The organism is uncultured Algibacter sp. (genome assembly GCF_963976535.1).
GTDB lineage: Bacteria > Bacteroidota > Bacteroidia > Flavobacteriales > Flavobacteriaceae > Algibacter_B.
Genome location: NZ_CAXBLF010000037.1, coordinates 13,794 through 34,067, shown reverse-complemented (window position 1 = coordinate 34,067; position 20,274 = coordinate 13,794). Strand labels below are relative to the sequence as shown.

General features: G+C 31.8%; 20 protein-coding genes and 1 tRNA gene. 10 read left to right on the top strand and 11 right to left on the bottom strand.

The features are described 5' to 3' along the window. Positions 1-52: 52 nt before the first annotated feature. The 5 genes from AAC024_RS10795 (at position 53) to AAC024_RS10775 (ending at position 7,314) form a co-directional block, all read left to right on the top strand. Positions 53-1,051, top strand: coding sequence for a TaqI-like C-terminal specificity domain-containing protein (locus AAC024_RS10795; protein WP_339895400.1), 999 nt, complete (start codon positions 53-55; stop codon positions 1,049-1,051). A 254-nt stretch (positions 1,052-1,305) separates the two neighbouring features. Further along, complete coding sequence (locus AAC024_RS10790) at positions 1,306-2,106, top strand: type IV toxin-antitoxin system AbiEi family antitoxin (protein WP_339895399.1); 801 nt, start codon at positions 1,306-1,308, stop codon at positions 2,104-2,106. Positions 2,107-2,270: 164 nt separating this feature from the next. Further along, entirely contained in the window at positions 2,271-3,131 is an 861-nt protein-coding gene (locus AAC024_RS10785; protein WP_339895398.1) for a nucleotidyl transferase AbiEii/AbiGii toxin family protein, read from the top strand. Then, a complete protein-coding gene (locus AAC024_RS10780; protein ID WP_339895397.1) occupies positions 3,121-6,468 on the top strand; it encodes a helicase-related protein in 3,348 nt (1,115 codons plus the stop codon). The genes AAC024_RS10785 and AAC024_RS10780 overlap by 11 nt, the downstream gene beginning before the upstream one ends. Before the next feature lie 60 nt (positions 6,469-6,528). After that, positions 6,529-7,314, top strand: coding sequence for a hypothetical protein (locus AAC024_RS10775; RefSeq protein WP_339895396.1), 786 nt, complete (start codon positions 6,529-6,531; stop codon positions 7,312-7,314). Between the two features lie 362 nt (positions 7,315-7,676). On the opposite strand, the gene AAC024_RS10770 is transcribed toward AAC024_RS10775, so the two are convergent. From AAC024_RS10770 to AAC024_RS10760, 3 genes are all read right to left on the bottom strand, one after another. Continuing rightward, positions 7,677-8,009: a helix-turn-helix domain-containing protein gene (locus AAC024_RS10770; RefSeq protein WP_339895395.1), complete on the bottom strand. Its 333-nt coding sequence runs from the start codon at positions 8,007-8,009 to the stop codon at positions 7,677-7,679. Positions 8,010-8,322: 313 nt separating this feature from the next. Further along, positions 8,323-8,856, bottom strand: a complete 534-nt coding sequence (locus AAC024_RS10765) for a hypothetical protein (protein WP_339895394.1) — start codon at positions 8,854-8,856, stop codon at positions 8,323-8,325. A gap of 20 nt (positions 8,857-8,876) precedes the next feature. After that, the gene (locus AAC024_RS10760; RefSeq protein ID WP_339895393.1) at positions 8,877-9,071 is read right to left on the bottom strand and encodes a hypothetical protein; all 195 of its coding nucleotides are present in this window, start codon (positions 9,069-9,071) and stop codon (positions 8,877-8,879) included. 209 nt (positions 9,072-9,280) lie between these two features. Between AAC024_RS10760 and AAC024_RS10755 the strand changes: the two genes are divergently transcribed. Next, positions 9,281-9,469, top strand: a complete 189-nt coding sequence (locus AAC024_RS10755) for a hypothetical protein (protein ID WP_339895392.1) — start codon at positions 9,281-9,283, stop codon at positions 9,467-9,469. Between the two features lie 467 nt (positions 9,470-9,936). Here AAC024_RS10755 and AAC024_RS10750 read toward each other — a convergent pair whose 3' ends face one another. The 6 genes from AAC024_RS10750 to AAC024_RS10725 all read right to left on the bottom strand — a co-directional run bounded on the left by AAC024_RS10750 (position 9,937) and on the right by AAC024_RS10725 (position 15,442). Then, the gene (locus tag AAC024_RS10750; RefSeq protein WP_339895391.1) at positions 9,937-10,422 is read right to left on the bottom strand and encodes a DUF6557 family protein; all 486 of its coding nucleotides are present in this window, start codon (positions 10,420-10,422) and stop codon (positions 9,937-9,939) included. Between the two features lie 86 nt (positions 10,423-10,508). After that, complete coding sequence (locus AAC024_RS10745) at positions 10,509-11,765, bottom strand: HipA domain-containing protein (RefSeq protein WP_339895390.1); 1,257 nt, start codon at positions 11,763-11,765, stop codon at positions 10,509-10,511. Between the two features lie 3 nt (positions 11,766-11,768). Continuing rightward, on the bottom strand, positions 11,769-12,056 hold the full coding sequence (locus AAC024_RS10740) for a helix-turn-helix transcriptional regulator (RefSeq protein WP_339895389.1): 288 nt from the start codon (positions 12,054-12,056) through the stop codon (positions 11,769-11,771). 131 nt (positions 12,057-12,187) lie between these two features. Continuing rightward, positions 12,188-13,324 carry an ATP-binding protein gene (locus AAC024_RS10735; protein WP_339895388.1) on the bottom strand — a complete coding sequence of 379 codons (1,137 nt, stop codon included), beginning with the start codon at positions 13,322-13,324 and terminating at the stop codon, positions 12,188-12,190. A 754-nt stretch (positions 13,325-14,078) separates the two neighbouring features. After that, positions 14,079-14,417 carry a DUF4870 domain-containing protein gene (locus AAC024_RS10730; RefSeq protein WP_339895387.1) on the bottom strand — a complete coding sequence of 113 codons (339 nt, stop codon included), beginning with the start codon at positions 14,415-14,417 and terminating at the stop codon, positions 14,079-14,081. Between the two features lie 182 nt (positions 14,418-14,599). Beyond that, positions 14,600-15,442, bottom strand: coding sequence for a universal stress protein (locus AAC024_RS10725; protein ID WP_339895386.1), 843 nt, complete (start codon positions 15,440-15,442; stop codon positions 14,600-14,602). Between the two features lie 177 nt (positions 15,443-15,619). Here AAC024_RS10725 and AAC024_RS10720 point away from each other — a divergent pair, with 177 nt between their 5' ends. The 4 genes from AAC024_RS10720 to AAC024_RS10705 all read left to right on the top strand — a co-directional run bounded on the left by AAC024_RS10720 (position 15,620) and on the right by AAC024_RS10705 (position 19,127). Continuing rightward, a complete protein-coding gene (locus tag AAC024_RS10720) occupies positions 15,620-16,375 on the top strand; it encodes a DUF3108 domain-containing protein (RefSeq protein ID WP_339895385.1) in 756 nt (251 codons plus the stop codon). A gap of 125 nt (positions 16,376-16,500) precedes the next feature. Then, a complete protein-coding gene (locus AAC024_RS10715) occupies positions 16,501-16,866 on the top strand; it encodes an FUSC family protein (protein WP_339895384.1) in 366 nt (121 codons plus the stop codon). Between the two features lie 129 nt (positions 16,867-16,995). Continuing rightward, the gene (locus AAC024_RS10710; RefSeq protein ID WP_339895383.1) at positions 16,996-18,048 is read left to right on the top strand and encodes a M28 family peptidase; all 1,053 of its coding nucleotides are present in this window, start codon (positions 16,996-16,998) and stop codon (positions 18,046-18,048) included. Between the two features lie 65 nt (positions 18,049-18,113). Beyond that, positions 18,114-19,127, top strand: a complete 1,014-nt coding sequence (locus tag AAC024_RS10705) for a M28 family metallopeptidase (RefSeq protein ID WP_339895382.1) — start codon at positions 18,114-18,116, stop codon at positions 19,125-19,127. 51 nt (positions 19,128-19,178) lie between these two features. On the opposite strand, the gene AAC024_RS10700 is transcribed toward AAC024_RS10705, so the two are convergent. Then, a tRNA-His gene (locus tag AAC024_RS10700) sits at positions 19,179-19,254 on the bottom strand. A 92-nt stretch (positions 19,255-19,346) separates the two neighbouring features. After that, a complete protein-coding gene (bshB1, locus tag AAC024_RS10695; protein ID WP_339895381.1) occupies positions 19,347-20,063 on the bottom strand; it encodes a bacillithiol biosynthesis deacetylase BshB1 in 717 nt (238 codons plus the stop codon). Between the last annotated feature and the right edge of the window lie 211 nt (positions 20,064-20,274).

Here is a 20,274-nt window from a genome sequence, read left to right as displayed (position 1 = left end):
ACGGCAACTCTCCTGTTTTGGCAAAATTGCCGCTTGAAAACTTAACGAAGTATTGATAAATAAGATTGTTAATTTTAATTATGATGTATTTGAAGCAGCAACCGTTAGGACGTGCATTATCCAAATAACAAAAGAAATTACTAAAAACAATGAGATTGATATTATCGATGTTAACTCACTTACCGATAAACACTTGTTTTTAAATAAAGTTTATAAAAATATCAACCAAAATATTTTTAACGATACTGATAGCAATAACTTCAGAATTAATTTAACAAATGATAAGATTGAATTATTAAGTAAAATAGAGCAAAACTGTTTAAGAGTTGATGATATTTGTTCGGTTAATTATGGGTTAAGACCTAGTAGTGAAAAATTAAAACTAAAAAAGGAGGCTTTTATTCATAACGAAAATGAACGTGGTACATACAAAAACTATTTTGAAGGGAAAGATATGGGTTATTGGTTAATTAACAGAAGTTCTTTTCTTGATTATAGACCTGATGTTATTTATAATCCAATGTTTATTGAACTTTTTGAAATAGAAAAGTTAGTTGGTCTTCGTACTTTAAGTGATATAGGAAAATTAAGATTCATATATGACAATAACGGTTTTTATTGTAATGACTCCGTTGTTGTTTTGACAAGATGGATTGAATTTCAAAAGGTAGAGTATATAACAATAAAAAGATTGATAACAAATAAAAAAATAAACACATCTAAAAATTTCTCTTTAAAATACCTGCAAGCTATTTTAAATTCTAAACTTATTAAGTTTTATGTTAATGAATTACTTTATGATGGTACGCATTTTTACCCCAATCACATGAAGCAATTGCCAATAAAAATAAATAATAACACCAAGAAAATAGAAGACTTGGTATCTATAATACATGAAAAAAATATTAATTCAGAGGATGATAAAGTATTTATTAATCAATTAGATATTCATATTTATAAATTATATAATTTAAATTATTCTGAAGTATTACAAATTGATACAGAGTTTACTCTTACTCAAGCAGAATACAATAACTTTAATACATTTTAAAATGATTTATAATCCTGTGTTTATACAAAAGATAAAATGTATCTATTAAAAAAATGTAGTAATGCATAAAAACAGTATCTTTACCACTCGTGTAACAATAGACCCCAATTTTTAGGGTTCTTTGCAACATAAAAGGTCATGGCAAAAAGCACTTATTTTTTGTTTTCTTATCGTCTTTAAAATTATTTTCATACTTTTACCAATCATGTTACAAAAAGACCTAATTTTTAGGTCTTATCGCTACACAAAAGGTTATGGCAGATAGTGTGTATATATCCAAAAATTTAGATGGTAATCAGCTTCAATTCATGAAATTGCTGGAAGCGTATGAAATTTTATATTTCAATATGCACACCATTGAAGAGGATGTCAACCAGACCTTTGAAAACCTTAACGAAATTCTTGAAAATCTGGTGGATAAAGAATTGCTATATCGTATAGAACGTGGCAAATATGCTTTAAACAATTACACCAATATAAATGCGTTAGCAACCTTTATAAGCAGCAACAGTGCTGTGGCCTATTGGTCGGCATTGCATTACCACGGTTTAACAGAACGCTTCCCCAACACCATATTTATAAAAACCACCCAACGTAAAAGAGATACCGAAATTTTGGGTACAACCGTAAAATTTGTATCTGTAAAAGACTCTAAAAACATTGGAGTTATTGAAGAAGGTTATGGTGACCATAGTTTTAAACTCACCGATGTTGAAATGACCTTGGTAGATTGTTTTGACCAACCACGTTATGCAGGCGATTTTGCAGATGTAATAAAAGCCTTTGCTAATGCCAAATTAACCAACAACAAGTTAATGGAATATACAAAAGCCTATAACCATATAGCGGTTACAAAACGTTTGGGGTTTTTGGCAGAACTGTTCCATGCTAATGGGCTGCAAAGCTTTATTAAGTATGCCAAAACACAAGTAAACAAACGGTATAGTTTACTGGATGCTGGTGGTTTACAACAAGGTGAGTTTGTAAACGAATGGAAATTACGTTTAAATGTAAGCAAAGAACAGCTCCTGAACATGGCACAAACCGAGTATTGAACTCCTTTAATCTTTTTTGATTGAAGCGAAAATGAACTATTTTGCGTTCAATTGAGATTTTTTTTGAGTTGCATAACAGTGTTACGGAAGGAAAAAAAGGCGAAAAGTGGGCGTAAAAGAGCCATTTTTTAGCCAATTATAAAAAGTTTAAAGGAGTTCATCAAATGATTCTGCAACGCGAAATAACAGACAAAGCACAAGAGTGGAAAGTACCACCCGATACGGTGGATAAAGATTATGTATTAGGGCATTTCCTATCGGTGTTTGTAGACCACTATAAAGATGATTTGGTGTTTAAAGGCGGAACGTGTTTACGCAAGTGCTATATGGAAAACTATCGTTTTTCGGAAGACTTGGATTTTACAGCCATAGACGCCAATTTTGTTTTAGAGCAAAAACCACTGGAAAACATAGCTAAAGTAACTGAAGAAAGAACAGGCATTCAGTTTAATGTCGATAAAATAAAGCCTTTACTATTTCAAGATGAACCCAAAGGGTTTCAAGTATATATAACATATTGGGGAGCCAACCATTCTAAAAATCAAAGACCATTACCTCCTGTTAGATGGCAAACCAAAATAAAACTGGAAGTAAGTACCGATGAAATACTGTTGTTAGACACGGTAAAGTTAGATATTATGCATCCGTATTCAGATGGGTTATCAGGTGAAAAACAATGTATGTGTTATAGTATTAACGAAGTGGTTGCAGAAAAATTAAGAGCTTTAAAACAAAGGTCTTATACCGCTCCAAGAGATTTTTACGATTTATTTCATCTTACAGAAACCTTTTCAAAAGAAGATTGGGAAACAGTTATACCTACATTTCTAAAAAAAATGGAACATAAAAAGTTAACATATCAATCACCCGATGATTTAATTGATGCCTCAAAATTAGAAAACGTAGTGCGTGCTTGGAAAACCAGTGTAGCACATCAAATTAAAGAAGGGCATCAACCCGAAGCAGAACAAATCATTAAAACTGTAGCAGAACGCATTAAAACCCATCTACCTCATGGCAAATAATTTTATAGCAAATAAAAGTCCTCAAAAAACATTGAGTGGTCGTTTAAACAACATTATAAAGTTCAGTACAGAATTAAGATGGTTGGTAGGATTCTTTTATTTCTCTGGTTGGAAAGAAGTGTATGAAAATCTACAGAAGAATAAAGACATTAAAACAAGGCTATTAGTTGGGTTGCAAGTTGGTAATCATTTGCAAAATATTTTTGAACACGATGTTCAGGAAATGGATTTAAGTAGCGACGAATACTTTAATGATTTTATGACCTCAATGGGTTTTGCTGTTAATAATGAACAACAGGACACCAAAGCATTTTATGAGCAGGTACACTTCTTTTTGGAAATGCTTCTAGAAGAACGATTGATTATTAAAAAAACCAGAGAACCTAATCACGCTAAATTATATCTATTTGAAATGAACGAAGAAGAGCGTTCAAAACATAATTTTGAAGGCTATTTAATTACAGGTAGTAGTAATTTAACTCGTAACGGTTTACAGGGTCAACAGGAGTTTAATGTTGAGATTAAGGATTATGGTTACGAAGAAGCGGTAAAGTATTTTGAAGAATTGTGGGATTTGGCAATTCCAATTACAGAAATAACCCAACGTAAACAACATCTCATTGATTTTATTCAACATCGTTCACAAGCAGCATTAGTAAAACCTTTTGACGCCTATGCGTTAGTGTTAAAAACCTATTTAGACCTACAAAAACAGAAAAAGTTAAAACCACAGGTAGAAAGGCTACTAGAAGATAACGGTTTTACTAAATTTTTATATCAATTAGATGCTGTTAACCAAGCTTTAGGAATTATTGAAGAAAACAATGGGGTTGTAATAGCTGATGTGGTAGGTTTAGGGAAGTCGGTAATCGCATCATTGATTGCACGTAATTTAGATTCAAAAGGCATTATTTTATGCCCTCCAGGATTAATTGGAGATTATAGTGATAAAACAGGGTGGTGGGGATACGTAAGGAACTTTGATTTAAATGGATGGCATGTTTACAGTCGTGGTCAAGTAGAAAATTTAGCAGAAAGTTTAGACGATTCAGATATTGAAACCGTCATTATTGATGAAGCACATAACTTTAGAAATCAAGACACCGCAGCCTACGAAGCATTAATGCAAATTTGTAGAGGCAAACAGGTCATTTTGTTAACGGCGACGCCTTTTAACAACTCTCCTGCCGATATTTTTGCATTATTAAAATTATTTATCATTCCCGGTCTATCCAGTATAACTCTAGAAAACAATTTAGAAGGCTTATTTAGAAGCTATAGTTATAGGTTTAATAAATTATCAGACATTCTCAAAAATTACAATTCAAACAATCTAGAAAAAAAAGATAGAGCCGAAAAACTCTATGTAAACCTTCTTAATGAAGAATTACCTGTTAATCCGCAAATTGTGCGAAGAGAGTCCGCAAAATTGGCTAACACCATTAAAGAGGTCATATCCCCAGTAGTGATAAGAAGAAATCGTTTAGACCTAGAAAAAGACCACCTATACAGTAAAGAAATTGGTGATTTACCGAAAGTAGCTCCACCTGAAGAACTATTTTATTATTTAACCCAATCTCAATCCCAATTTTACGACCGTATTGTAAGAGATTATTTTGCGGAAGATGGTTTATTTAAAGGGGCGATATACCAACCTTCAAGTTATGAAACGGTAGCAGACGAAAGTGGTTTGGATTTGGAAGGCAATAGGGTGTTTCAACAACAGCGAAACTTATTCGATTTTATGCGTAGGTTACTTGTAAAACGTTTTGAGAGTTCATTTGGGGCATTTCAAAAAACCATTGATAGATTTATTCATGTACATGAAATTGTCTTACAGTTTATTGAAAACACAGAAGGAAAATATATTTTGGATAGAAATTTAATGGAAAAAATTTATGAATACGATGAAGATGAAATTTTGGAAGTGCTTTACAAATTTGAAAATGAATTGTTAACCAAGAAAACACCAAAAAACACAACAGTATATAAAATTAAGGATTTTCAGAAAGCAGATGAATTTATACTTGACATTCAAAAAGATTTAAAACTATTTAAAAAAATAAGACAGGAAATTAAGGATGAAAAGTTGGTAGAAAACGACCCGAAAAGAGAAACAATCTATCAAAAAGTAACAGAAATTTTAAAAAAAGATAGCAATCGTAAAATCATTTTATTTACCGAGTATGTGGATACTGTATTGCATTTAGAACCGTTTTTTAGGGATAAATTAGGCAGTAAAGTATTAATATGTGATGGTAAGGTATCTAAATCTTTTGCGAAAGATTTAGAAAGAAATTTTAATGCCCAATACGAGGGTACTCAATATGATAATTTTCAAGTATTAATAACAAGTGATAAATTGTCAGAAGGTTTTAATTTAAACAGAGCTGGAGTCATAATAAATTATGATATACCTTGGAATCCAACACGTGTTATTCAGCGTGTAGGTCGTATTAATCGTATAGGTAAAAAAGTATTCGACTTGCTATATATTTACAATTTTTTTCCATCTGAAACAGGAGCAGATTTCGTAAAATCTAGGGAAATTGCTCAACAAAAAATGTTTATGATTCACAATGCATTGGGTGAAGATGCGAAAATATTTCATGCTGATGAAGAGCCGACCGCAAGTGGCTTATATACTAAAATGAACGACAATCCAGAAGATGATGAAGAATTAAACATTATTACTTACGTTAGGAATATCTACAATCAAATAGAAGAAGATCATCCGGATGTAATAGAGCGTATTGAAAAGCTACCAAATAGAGTTAAAACATCAAAAAAGTTTAAAGATTCCAATGTTAATGTGCTTCGCAAAAAAGGATTAAGTTTATTTGCACAACAAGCAGTAACAGAAGAAAACCCTAAAGTAGAAAGTTTAACGTTTGAAAACTTCTTGCAATTTGTTGAATGTGAATATGACGCAAAAAGACTACCATTGTCCGAAATGTTTTGGCCTGTATATGAATCTATAAAAGCACATAAGGAAAGAATACGTTCTAGTAATAATGAGCTTGCAATAGAAACAAAGGCACACGAGAATTTAAAAGTGGCTTTAAAGGTTATAGATGCTTCGGATGAAGAAAACCTTAATTTTATAAAGACAATAATTACGGACATCAAATATTACTATACGATGCCTAAATACACACTACGAAGATTAGCTTTTGATAGCTTATCCCCTAACTCGTCAAAAGGTAAGTGGAAACAATTCTTTGAAGAGTTAGACTATATTAAAAATCGTTACGGTATAGATTATTTAGATAACATTTTGGAAAAAGTAAAAGATAAAAAAGAGGAAGTAATTATTGCGGTTGAAAATAGAGATTAAGTACATTCTCAATATTTAAGTTTATTAATGCATTAATAATAAAAGTCAATAGTAATCAGGATGGATATAAATTTAAAAAACTACGCAGAACTTTCTCACAACATTTTAAATTCAGAAACGCAATATCAATCTAACAAAGCAATTATTTCAGCGTTGTTTAATGATAAACCTACTAATGATTTTGAGAGTGTTGTAAAAAATAGAATTACTATTATAGACAGCTACTACTCTACTCAAATGAGTAAACGTTTATATGGTATTGATGAATTAGCAAATACACTTGCCCAATATTCAGATGATATTTTAAAAACAGAAACAACCAAATTCCTTAATAATCCAAGAGAGGGTTGTATAATAAACTCATTGTTTTCAAAGGAATATGGTATTGACAAATCTGGTAAAGCTTTTGGCAAATCAATATCACTAATATCTAAATACATATATTTTTTAAATGCTGGCAATTTCCCAATTTATGATAGTTTGGCAATAGATTCATATAAACTACTAAAAAAGAATAGGCTGATAACAACTAAAATAACAATAAACGAGGAGAATTATTTTGGTTATTTGAAGCAACTTAATTTAGATACAAATATTAACAACTACGAAAAGTTAGATAATCTACTTTGGTTGTTAGGTAAATTATCAAAAGGTAGTTTTGCAATCTTAATGAATAAAGACAAATACGAAAGTTTAATCAAGAATTTAAGTGTAAAATTAAAGTCTGTTAAGAGTAAACAAAAGGACAATCTAATTCGTAAACACATCAAAGAAATCTATCAAACTTCAGATTTATTTTCAGATAATCAAAAGACTTTTTTTGAATTTGTATTTAGTTTAAAGTAGCAAGTCCCCACAACCCAAAACCCAGTTTTTTGTGAAAAGCAAAAACCCTCTGTCTTTTGTGTTGTTCCGCTTACCTTATAAGTTTAGCGTTTTTTTTGTCTTTAAGGTAATAGCATATTGCAATTTGGTTTTTCATAAAATCAAACCAAACCACAATAAGCTAATCCGTTACTATTTTATCATAAAAACCCTAAACTCACCCAAGCTATGTTACATAATACAAGTTATAGTAGCAAACGGCACTTTTCAAAGGTTTGCTATCGCAGTTTTAATGCATTTTGTAGCTATAACTGGTATTATGTAAAATATCCGACATACCCTACGCTCACAGCAGAAATTCATAAGAAACATTAGCAATTTCATTAAAACTTCATAGGTCTTTTACTTAAATAATCAGAAGCCATACGTTCAATATCACTATTGGTTAATTGCTTGTTTTCAAGTACCCAAACATTAATTTCCTCTCTATTAAAATATAAGCGTTTACCACGTTTAGAGTGTGGTATCTCTCTTGCACTTGTATATTTATAAATAGCGGAAGGCGTAACGCTTAAATAGGTAGCAACTTCTTTTACATTCATTATTTCAGGAATAATAACACTAACATTATTAGTGTCTTTAGTAGCATAAATGTTTTGTAGTAAGTTTTCAATTCTCTCTAATCTTTCATTAATAATTTCAAAAGGATTTTCCATAATAATTAAGTTTATATTAGAGTGTGAAAATAAAAAAAGGTAGCAAATATAGGTAGCTTCCATCAGCCAACGCTCAATACTGTAAAGGTCAAGCCCTACGGGTTTTGAATAAAACTTTTTTTTAAAGAGCTTCTTTGCTCCTACTTCAACATTTTAGCATAAAAAACTTTTATCCAAAAACCTTGACAGCATTACCCACGCTACCTTAACATCCGCTTTCTTTTTTTCTTTTCTTTTAAAAATTAATGGCAAAAGAAAAAGCCCTATGATGCAAAACCATAGGACTCTTTCAGCTTCAAAGGTCAGAATGAAACTATGCCACTTCTACGATGTTTAAAACGTTATATGCGCCATTTTTAAGCGGATATTGAACACCGTTAATCTCTTGAAAGAACTCAACTAATAACACGTAAATATCGTTTCCTGTGCCTGTTGGAACACCTGCTGGAGTTAGTGTTTGAGTTGCAGAAGTTGTATCAATCGGAATATTTACAGTTGGACTGTACTCGATTGCGTTTTCTGTGGTGTCAAAATCAACTTTTAAGTAAGCAGATGTAAAACTTACGTGTGTTGCGCCACTTGGATAAGCAATATCGTTTGTAGGTGTTAAATTTTGGATAGAAATTTCACCAGTCGCACCATTTACTGAAAAAGGAGCAAATAAAACGCTACTTAACAATGCTCTATTGTTGAAATTAAGACCTTTTAAGGTATTCAATCCCTCTGTTGTTGCTAATCCTGTAGCCACATTTCTTTGACCTCTTATAGAGGTTGTATCAAAGTTTTTAATTTGTGTCATTTTTTGAGTAACACGACTTGAAACTCGATTATCTTTTGCTCTAATCATTAAGTTTCTAACTGAAGTTCTTAATAATTTACCAGAGGATGCAGAACTTCCAAATTCTGAACCATTTTCACGAGTACGTTCAAACGCAGATCGTTTTGAATACGCTCTTTAGAAACACCGCCTTTAGTTTTCACTAAATAGCCTTCTTGTCCTTTGTAAAACGTTAAATTGTCTAACGTTCCTTCTAACTTAATAATACCTTTTAACTTTGCCATAACTAATACATTTTTTGATGATGAATATCAAATATACGTGCTATAATTCATCAATGTTTACAGGCTCTTCCGAAGTGTTTACAACTTGCCAAAACTTCCGAAATAGATAGTTTTTTCAATGCAATAATTGTCGTATATTGTATATAAGACCTTTACAGCTACGGTATAGATAAAGTATAGTTAGAGTATTAATTTTAAATTTAAAGTGAATGAGTAGAATCTGTATTTACCCTAAAGACGTGCAAGTGGTAACAGGAAAGAGTGAGCGTTATGGTAGAACTATAATCAATAAGATTAAAGACCACCTTAACAAAGAAGCTCATCAGTTAGTTACTATCGATGAATTTTGCGACTTTATGGGCTTTGAAATCAGTAAAGTACAAGGATTAATCAAGTAAAATCCGTATCTTTACTACAAGGTTTTAAAGGTGACCTATTAGGTAACCTCACAATGGTACAGGACTGAAACAGTAATAAATAAAGGCATTAAGAGATAGGTTCACTTACCTTTTTCTCCCCGAAAAGTCCTAAAATAGACACCAAAAACCCTGTAAATATTTGATTTACAGGGTTTTTTTATTTTTATTGATTTCATTTGATATCAAATAATATCATCCTAAAAAGAGCTAATCCGGGTCAGTTGAATTGGTTTTCCAACTGACACCGAATCAAAGTTAATATTCTGATTAATTGATTGTTAAAAAAAATAAATTTTTATTATTTTTTGCTTAAATTAAAGATAATTTAAAACTTAAAAGGTGTCTTGATCCCAATACGTCGCAAAGGTGGTATATGGAAATTGCTAAAAATCAACCTTTAATTGGTTTGCTATCCTAATGTAAATTTTGATTAAAAATGTACTTTTTTAAGACGTTGATTCATTTTCTTCATTGTTCTCATTTTCCAAATCTTTTAGAAGTTCATCCAGAGAAGTCGTATTTGCATCTTTCTCTTCATCTGTCATATTTTTATAGTTTTCTATAGTGCTTTCTATACTGTTTAGCTCGTCTCGTATTTCTTCTTCTTCAAAACCCATAAAGGTCATTTCGTATAGGCAATGCGAGATAATTTCCAGTTCAGAAAAATGGATGAAGCTTTCTTGGCTTATTTCCATACCTAACCATTGATTCCAAGGGGTAAATTCAATAGCTTGTGAAAATTTTTCCTCTTCATTTTTCGGGTATTTATAGGTTCCAGAAACATCCACATATTCCTCTCCATCAAAATCATCTTTTTGCTGTACGACATCAATTGAAATATCTGAATCTTCGGCATCTATAAGCAAAAGTTTTTCAAACACTTCTTTGTATCCCGAAAGGTTACTTGCTTTATCTGGATATAATGCTTGCAAAATTACTCTATACTTAACCAAGAATTTGTCTGTATGAGTTTTTTTAATGTCATATTGATTCCAATTTTAAAATTCTTTCGAATACTTTACAACGCAGTCCTAAACGCTGCCTCCATGATTACCTGTTCTTTATTAGAAATCCCAATTTGCTTAGCAATAGCTTTCCAATCCTTCACCACAATTAAAACTTCTTCAATAATGATATCCATTTCATTTTCGCTTAAACGAAAAAACGCTCCAACACTTTTTGCAAGTTCAAAACTTAAGGAATTATCGTCCATATCAATATTAAGTGCCAAACCATTTTTTTCTATGGAGGGATTTAAATCGTAGGCAGGTGATAATCGCCAACCCTTTTCACTTAAAATAAAGCCGTGATTGCGCAAATGGTCGTCTGTATTTGAAACGGCAATATTAAATACAATTCTACGCCATAGCTGGTGTAAATTCTCTTCTACATCCGTCCCGTAATTGATTATTACATCCACAATATCCAGATAACTGGGCGATTTCGTTTTTAATGAATCTTCTGTATTCCCAGTCATCGTCATTGCCGATGCAAAATGAATACGGTTGCCATCTTCACGATCAAAACGTTTGGTTAAAAAAGTATGGAAGACACCAGAAATTTGTTCAATTTTTGATTCTGCCATCTCAATACCACAGGCAATTGCCAGTTTATAAGTAAGGAATTCCCAAGCGGCTTTATCGACCGTATCAGTTTTTGAAGGAAATTTAGCAATCCATAAATCATTATCCTTTCCTAATATATTGGCTTTGGGTCTAGCACCGCCAAGGGAAGAACCAGGTGCTATAAGTACCGCTATCCATTTGCGTATGGTTTCACTTTCTGAATCATTTTCGAGGTGTCTAACAGCTTCCTGTAAATCACCGAGTGATGACCACGGCGGTGTAGGGTTTTGATCGTCGTTGTCCAAAAAAGGACCATCGGGATCCGTCTTATAGCGGAGTGCTCCCATACGGCTCTCATCATAAACACCTAACAGGTAGTCTATTTCATATAACGTTTTAGCTTTTCGTTCGTCTGCCCTTGCGTCTTGAGCTTCCCGACGTTTCATAAGCGTTTTCCCCCAAGTATCAGGCATACTGTCCAAAAATATTCCAAAATTTTCTTTGTCTGTGGGATATTGTGTGCCTGAATAAAAGCCAATATCTGGATCGAGTAATTGATACAAACCTTTATCGAGCCATTCTCTTGTATATTCAAAACTAAACGCTTTTTTCGCTTTCGCGAAATGAGCTGAAAGTATTCCTATTTGAATAGAACCACCTAGACCTTTCCAATCTGCGTACACATATATGTCAAATTTTCCTCCTGCCATCGCTTATAGTAAATCAAGATCCTGAAGTTTGCGCCCAAACGGATCATCGGCTGCAAGTTGCGAGAAGTCTTTATCTAAATTTAATACCCGAAATATATTAAAGTAAATACCTATAGCTACAGATGGATCCCCTGTTTCTACCCGATACAATGTAGCACGGTGAATCCCTGCACGTTCAGAAACTTGATCGGCAGTGAGCTTTCTACGCTTCCGAGCAAGTTTGATGTTTTCTCCTATTTCATCAAAAATTTTCTGATATTTGGGGAGGAGTATGGCTTTCTTCGAATTCATTATGTCGTTTATTAGCGACAAATATACTAAATATGATGTAAATAAGCGACATTTATACAATTATTTTATTTTAACCTAACATGAGATCCCGCCAAAAAGCGGGATTAGTTCAATCATCAAAATATAATGCGCTACGCTTTTAAATTTTGGGTTTCACTAATAAACTCCCTGAAATTCTCATTAGTAATCACTTTGACTTCTGTTTTGTATGTTTCAACAAAAGTTTTGGGGATTTTGACTTTACTTTTCGGATTCCATTTTATTTCAAATCCCGCTACTTTTCGGGCTTCTTCCTCTACGTAATCAATTTCTTGTTGTTGCACAGTTCGCCAAAAATATCCTTTGGCCAATGATCCGTTGTAAGCATTATATTTTAATCGTTCTGCAATCAAAAAATTTTCCCAAAGATTGCCTTTGTCCTGTCGCACTTCTAAAGGATTTAAATCACCAATGATCATATTTCTAACGCCTGTATCATAAAAATATATTTTTTGATTGGTTTTAATTTCATTCCGTAAGTTCTTGCTAAAACTTGGCAGCTTGAAAATAACATAGCATTGACAGAGCAAATCGATATAATTGGATATTGTTTTCTTATCGATACCTAGTAATTGCGCCAATTCATTATAGCTAACTTCACTTCCGATTTGAAATGCTAAGGCACGCAATAGTTTTTCTAAAATCTCAGGTTTACGAATTCCGCCATAACTCAATATGTCTTTGTAGAGGTAGCTGTCCGTTAACTGTTTCAAAATATCTTTTTCATCCCCAAAATTATTGATTACATCTGGGTACATTCCGTAAACGATGCGCAATTCCAACTGTTGTTGTGCTTTTAGATAACCAACATTATTTTCAAACTCATTCCACGAAATAGGAAATAGCTGATATTCCCATTTCCTTCCGGTTAAGGGTTCTTGTGTTTGATTATTGAGCTCGAAAGCAGACGAGCCACTAACTAACAATTGAATAGATTTGAGTTGATCTGTGATTAATTTTAAGGTAAGACCAATATTATCAATGCGTTGTGCCTCATCGATAAATACAATTTTATAGCTTCCTATAATATTCTTGAGCTGCTCTATATTTGGATTGGTAAGTAGTTTTCTAACCGTGGGATCATCGCCATTGAGAAACAGATGTTTCTTATCTTCTAATAATTTGTTGAAAAGGGTGGTCTTGCCAACTTGACGCGGACCAATTAAAAGAATAGCTTTGCCCTTACCAAAACGATTATTTATTTGTTCTTCTAATGCTCTTTTAATCATATTCAGGGATTTTAATCCCCAAATATACTTCTTTTTAGGGATTGTATTCCCCAAATATACTAATTTTGATTTTTTTTAGAAAAGTACAAGCAAAAAATTTGACTTACGATACATTTGATTTTATAGTATTTGATGCCAAACACACACAAACCCATCAAAAATCACAAAGTTTTGTTAGAAAGGGGCTAATTCAGTGTCAGTAAATTTTAAGGATCGTTTTAAGCCTTGTAAACACTCATAAAATAAAAATTTGGATAGTTCCTCTTTCTCCGCTGATAAAGTAGTCAAAAGACACTTTAAAAGTCAAAACCCTTTAAACATTACGTTTAGAGGTTTTTTTTTTGGTATATATTCAAAATACACATTATAAATTACCAACATTCTATAAAAGGGTAAGGATCAAGACCAATTGTTGTGTTTTTATGCAAATATTGTGGTAAGTCTATAAAGGAAAAAATCTACATTTCTTACGCTTCTAAAAAAAACGACCACTAAAAAGTGAGCGCCAAGTTTATCTCGTAAATCGAATAAGTAACTTATCCTCAAAAGATTCCCTCCCGATAACCATCGGGATGCATGGGAATTCACTAACTAGTGTCTGGACGGAAACACAGCAAAATTAAATTTGTTTCTTTTTGCGCCCTTTCAGTTTATTTTTAATCGCTTGATACTAAGGCATCAACTCATAAAAACTAAACAAAAATGACATCAAAAATAATTCAAATTATAAAAATCGTCTGTTTCCGTCCAGACACTAACTAATAAAATTAAGAGATAAAGGATATGTTGGATTTTCGCCTCTGCTTGCTTTTACAGCATTTACAATAGGAAATACCACTGAGATAATACCTAAAATTAAAAAGCCTAATAGCCCTAAGCCGAATAATAAAATTAACGGTATGAAAATGATGCAATACACGATTAAACTTAGTTGAAAGTTTATGATGTTTTTACCGTGTGCATCCATTTGATACACTTTTTCTTTTTGTGTTTGCCATAGCACTAACGGTAATAATAAACTACCAAAACCAGTTACTAATGTGATTAACTGACTTAAATGTGTGATGACTAAAAGTTGTCTGTCTTGTTTCATATGTCTTTTATATTTTTATAAATAAGTCATATGCAATGCTTATAAAATAACAAGTTTTATAATAAACTTTTGTACTTAGCATTTCATGATGATTAATTATTGATTGATACTTATATGACGCATAAAATCAATAAATGTTACAGTAGGAGAAGACATATTATTTGGGGAATTATTAATTAATCTTATTGGCTTTGTTGCATAACCAATAGCGGAATATCAATTTTAAATGCAAATGTTTCGACGGCATGTCTTGTGAACAAGCGTTCTAAGAAGGAATGCTTCTTATTCATAATTACCAACATATCAATATTGTTTTTTTCAATATAATCATGAACTACATTAAACATGTCGTCTTTTGCTGTTTCTACAAATTCATGTCTGAGGTCGCTAAAATTCTTGTCAAAAAAGTCTATGTTATCATCAGCATCATAAACCAAATGATTTTGATCGGCAAGATGGAATATTTGTAATGAAGATTTATTTAAGGTGATTATTTTTCTTAAAATCTTTAATTCTTCGATTTTAAAACTCTTTGAGTTTGTAGTTGCAAAAGCAATATTATCCAAGTTTTTAAACCCACATCCGTGAGGAATGGCTAAAACTGGTTTTATACAGCGTTGCATAACACGAACTGTATTACTTCCAAAAAGTACTTTCTCTAAGCCTGAAGCGCCTTTGGTTCCCATAATTATCAAATCTATATCATGATTTTTACAAACTTGATTTATGGAGTCTATAAAATTATCATAATCTACAATGGAATGAAATTGATGGTTTTTATTGTTAAACTCTTCATTAATTGTTGAGACTATATTGTTAATAGATTTTTTTGCCGCATTAATTAATGTTTTATAAATAGTTGTGGATGAATTTACAACCATCATATCATCTGTAATAAAAGAAGATGCTTTTTGTACATTTAAGATATAAAACTGGCATTTTTGATCTTTTAAAAACTCTAAAGCATAACCAATAGCGTTTATTGAATTTTTAGAAAAGTCTGTAGGTAATAGAATGTTTTTCATGACCATAAAAAATTGATTACCAAGTAAACTTATACTTATTGCATGTTAAAAACTATGATATAAATCAGTAAAAAACAGTTCTGTACAATATCAATAATAAATTAGTATAATAATTTTAAGGATTGTATTTTCGGCACAATAAATGATTAATAGTACGTTATAACCTAAATTACTTTTATGATACGTATTTCTTTTTTGCTATTGTTTTTAGTTTCTATATCATTAAACGGACAAAACAATGCTATTGGAGTTGGAGAAAAATTGACTTACACAGCGTCTTATAACATGTCTGGTATTTTAACCGATTTGGCTGAGGTGACCATGGAAACCAGCGCCGTTAAAACATCAAAAACAACACTATTACGTTTAAAAAGTAAAGCAACTACCTACAGCAAATGGGATAGCTTTTTTAAAATTAGAGATTTGTATGAGAGTTATGTTAATCCAAAAACGTTAACACCGTATTTATATAATAGAGATATTAACGAAGGTGGTTATTATAAAAACATGAAGTATACTTTTAGCCATAAAACTAAAACGGTTAAAACGGTACAAAAGAAAAAGAGCGGTTGGGTACAAAAGAAAACAGTACCTATTGGTGCTGATACTAAAGATATTATTTCTACATTATACACCATAAGAACTTTTGATTTAAGTAATTTAAGCCCTGGCACTAGTAAAATATTTACTATTTTATTTGACAGAGAAGAAGTTAAAGCCAAAGTAACTTACTTAGGAAAAGAGACTATTTCTACAGCTTTAGGATCTAAAACATGTTATAAAATCTCATTAGGATCTGCAAGTTCAAATGCTGTAAATGGTACTTTATGGCTTACCGCAGACGAAAATAAGATTCCTGTATACGGGAAATTCAAAATACCAGTAGGTACCGGAGAGCTAAAAATAAAATCAGCTTCAGGCTTAAAACACTAAAGGCGTTTAAGATGAAACATCCATAACTGCAAATTTCAGTCACACAAAAAATTGATTATATGGATGTTACATAGCCTGCTCCGACAATTTCGGAGTGACCATTAAAAAACAATAAATTAATACACATGAAAAAATTGTTTACTATTCTAGCTTTAATAGCATCCATCTTCGCGATTATATTTTCTGTTTTACCCGTATCAAACTTAGCCGTTATTCCAGCGGTAGCAGCATTAATCTTTGCTGTTATTGCCTTTTATCTTTCGAAAAAAGAAGGGAGCGTTAAAAAAATCATTCAATTTATATTTTTATTAACTATAATAGCACTAGCTATTACAACATATAAATCAATTTTCACCAAAACTGAAGTTGCAAATACAGATACTATTGAGGCTACTGAAAACAAACTAGAAGAAGAATCTATAGAAGAATTAGAAAATCTTGATATTGAAATTGATGAATCTGAATTAGAAGATATTCCGTTTGATGAGTAAGTAATTTCTGCTGTAATTATGTATATTTGCTCTAGACTAAATTAATGAAACTATCATACTTATAATTTTATCGTCCCGAGATAATGATTTGATTGTAAGTTGCATGTAGTTGATAATTGCTTAATATACATGAAGACTTTTTATATTCTCACTCTATTTACATTGATGGGTACTTGTGCTACCAAAAAACACAGCGCCAAGATACAAGATGTTAAAGATAGCATAGAGCTAGTAGATAGCACTTTTGTGATTAAATACGCAAATACTATAAGTGCAGAAGAACTAAAAACTCACTTATATAAATTTGCATCTAATGAATTTCAAGGCAGAAGAGTTGGAGAACCTGGGCAAAAACTAGCCGCCGAGTTCTTAAAATCTTATTATGAAAGTGAAAACATTGATTCTCCTTTTGGAGGCACAAACTATTATCAAACTATTCCTTCTAGCTTTTTTAATGGTAAATATGGAAGTTCTGAAAATGTACTAGCCTACATTGAAGGCACTGAATACCCAGAAGAAGTTATAATCATTTCATCCCATTTAGATCACTTAGGTGTTTCCAAGGATGGACTAATAAACAATGGTGCAGATGATGATGGCTCTGGAACAGTAGCCCTCATGGAAATGGCGCAAGCATTTAAATTAGCGAAAGATGCAGGTTATGCCCCTAAACGGAGTATTCTATTTATACATTTAACTGCGGAAGAAATAGGTAAAAGAGGTTCTGAATTCTATACTCTTCACCCCGTTTTTCCGCTTGAAAAAACCATTACCAATCTTAATATAGATATGATTGGAAGAATAGATAATTATCATGAAAACAATAAAGACTATATATACTTAATAGGTTCTGATAGATTAAGCAAAGAGCTACATTATATTTCTGAAAAAGTGAATACTAGTTTTTTTAATATCAATCTAGATTACCGATTTAATAAAGAAGATGATATTAATGATTACTATAATAGGTCTGATCATTATAATTTTGCTTTTTATGGTATTCCAGTAATATTTTACTTTAATGGAGAACACAACGATTATCATAAAGTAACCGATACTCCTGATAAAATAGATTATCCGTTATTGGAAAAACGCACTAAACTTATTTTTGCTACGGCGTGGCAAATTGCAAATCAAAAGCACAGTTTAGCTGCAGATATAAATAATGAATTGTTAAAATAGACTGAAAATTAGTTAGCCAATACCTTCCTTTTTGTAATATAGCATATCCAAAATATTATAGACACATGAATAAACTTGTAATTCTTATCTGTGCTACAGCATTTTTAACATCCTGCAGTAGTTCACAAAATAAAAATAAAACTGAAAAAGTCGTTAATCCTGAAACTTTTGCTACTACAATAACTGCTAGTGAGCTTAAAGACATGCTTTACACCTATGCCTCAGATGAATATGAAGGAAGAAAAACTGGTGAGGTTGGTCAAAAAAAAGCGATTGAGTTTATAAAGAATATTTACCAAACTAATAACATTCCCTCACCTATTGCTAAAGACGATTATTTTCAAGACATTCCTGCAAGTTACTTTGGGAGTGGCATAAAAGATTCAGAAAATGTTATTGCTTATATTAAAGGAAGTGAAAAACCAGATGAAGTTATTATCATTTCCGCACACCTTGATCATATAGGCATTAGCAATAATGGTGACATTAACAATGGTGCTGATGATGATGGCTCTGGAACTGTAGCCATTTTAGAAATAGCTGAAGCTTTTAAAGCAGCCGAAAAAGATGGAAATGGCCCTAAGCGTACTATCGTGTTTTTACATGTTACTGGAGAAGAATTAGGACTTTACGGTTCGCGTTATTATGCAGATGAAGACCCCATTTTTCCTTTAAAAAATACAGTGGCTAATTTAAATATAGATATGATTGGTCGTATTGACCCAAAACATGAAGAAAGTGGTAAAAATTATTTATACTTAATTGGTTCTGATAAATTAAGTAAAGAATTACATAACCTTTCAGAAGATATTAATAAAAAATACTTCAATTTAGAGTTTGATTACACCTATAATGAGGACGATGACCCAAATCGATTTTATTACCGTTCAGACCATTATAACTTTGCAAAAAATAATATTCCAGTAATTTTCTATTTTAATGGTACACACGCCGATTATCATAAACCAACAGACACGCCAGATAAAATTAATTATGATTTTCTAGAAACGCGTGCTAAACTTATTTTTTATACCGCTTGGGAATTGGCTAATAGGGAGGAACGACTAAAATTAGACTAATTAATAAATACAAAAAAAGCCTTTCAATAAATTGAAAGGCTTTTGCTTTTTGGGTGGAAGACCGGATTCGAACCGGCGACCCTTGGTACCACAAACCAATGCTCTAACCAACTGAGCTACAACCACCGTGTAACTGCATTTTGTAATGCGTGTGCAAATGTAATTTATTTCAATCTTTTCTACAAAGACTTTTTAAATATTTTCTTATTGTTTTTATAACTACTTCAAATCAAACAGGCTATCAACAGCAACATAACGTTCCGCAGTAAAACCCTCTGCATACTCTACTCCTATTAACCTACCTAAATCCCTAGCTCTGTAAATAATACTATCTGTGAAATTCTTACTAGATATAGGTGTTTCTGGGGCTTTACTATTGGCATCAAAAAACTGTGTTTTATAAGCTAATACAGCTTCCATTTTTTTATCTATAAAACCAGATACATCAACCGCCAAATCTGGGTCTAAGTTTTTCCATTGTATATAATGATATACTTGTTTTGGCCTCCAAGGCTTTTGCAATGCTCCATCATCTTCAGTTTCAATTTTAAGCAAACCACTTAAAAAACAAGCATCACTTACTAGCTTGCTTCCTTTACCGTGGTCAATATGTCTATCCTCAATAGCATTACAAAGCACAATTTCTGGTTGATACTTCCGTATCATTTTAATAACTTCTAATTGATGTTGCTTATCATTCACAAAAAAACCATCAGCAAACCCAAGGTTTTCTCTAACCGAAACTCCTAATATTTTTGCAGCGTTAAACGCTTCTTCATCTCTAGTTTCAGCCGTCCCTCTGGTTCCCAACTCGCCTCTAGTTAAATCTATAATGCCAACTTTTTTACCATTAGCAACTTCTTTTGCAATGGTTCCACCGCAACCTAATTCAACGTCATCTGGATGTGCTCCAAAGGCTAAAACATCTAATTTCATATATTAATTTGTATTTTTTTGGTCGATTTGTCTTTTATCGACATCATATTATTCATCTAAAATCTAAAATATCGTAAAACTCCATATAACGAAAACGTATTCGTTAATATTTTCTTCATTTTTTTCTTTCTAAATATAACAATTATTGAAAAATAACGCCTTTACTCAAAGCATGACATTCGTCATAATTATTAGGAGTCTTCCATAGTAA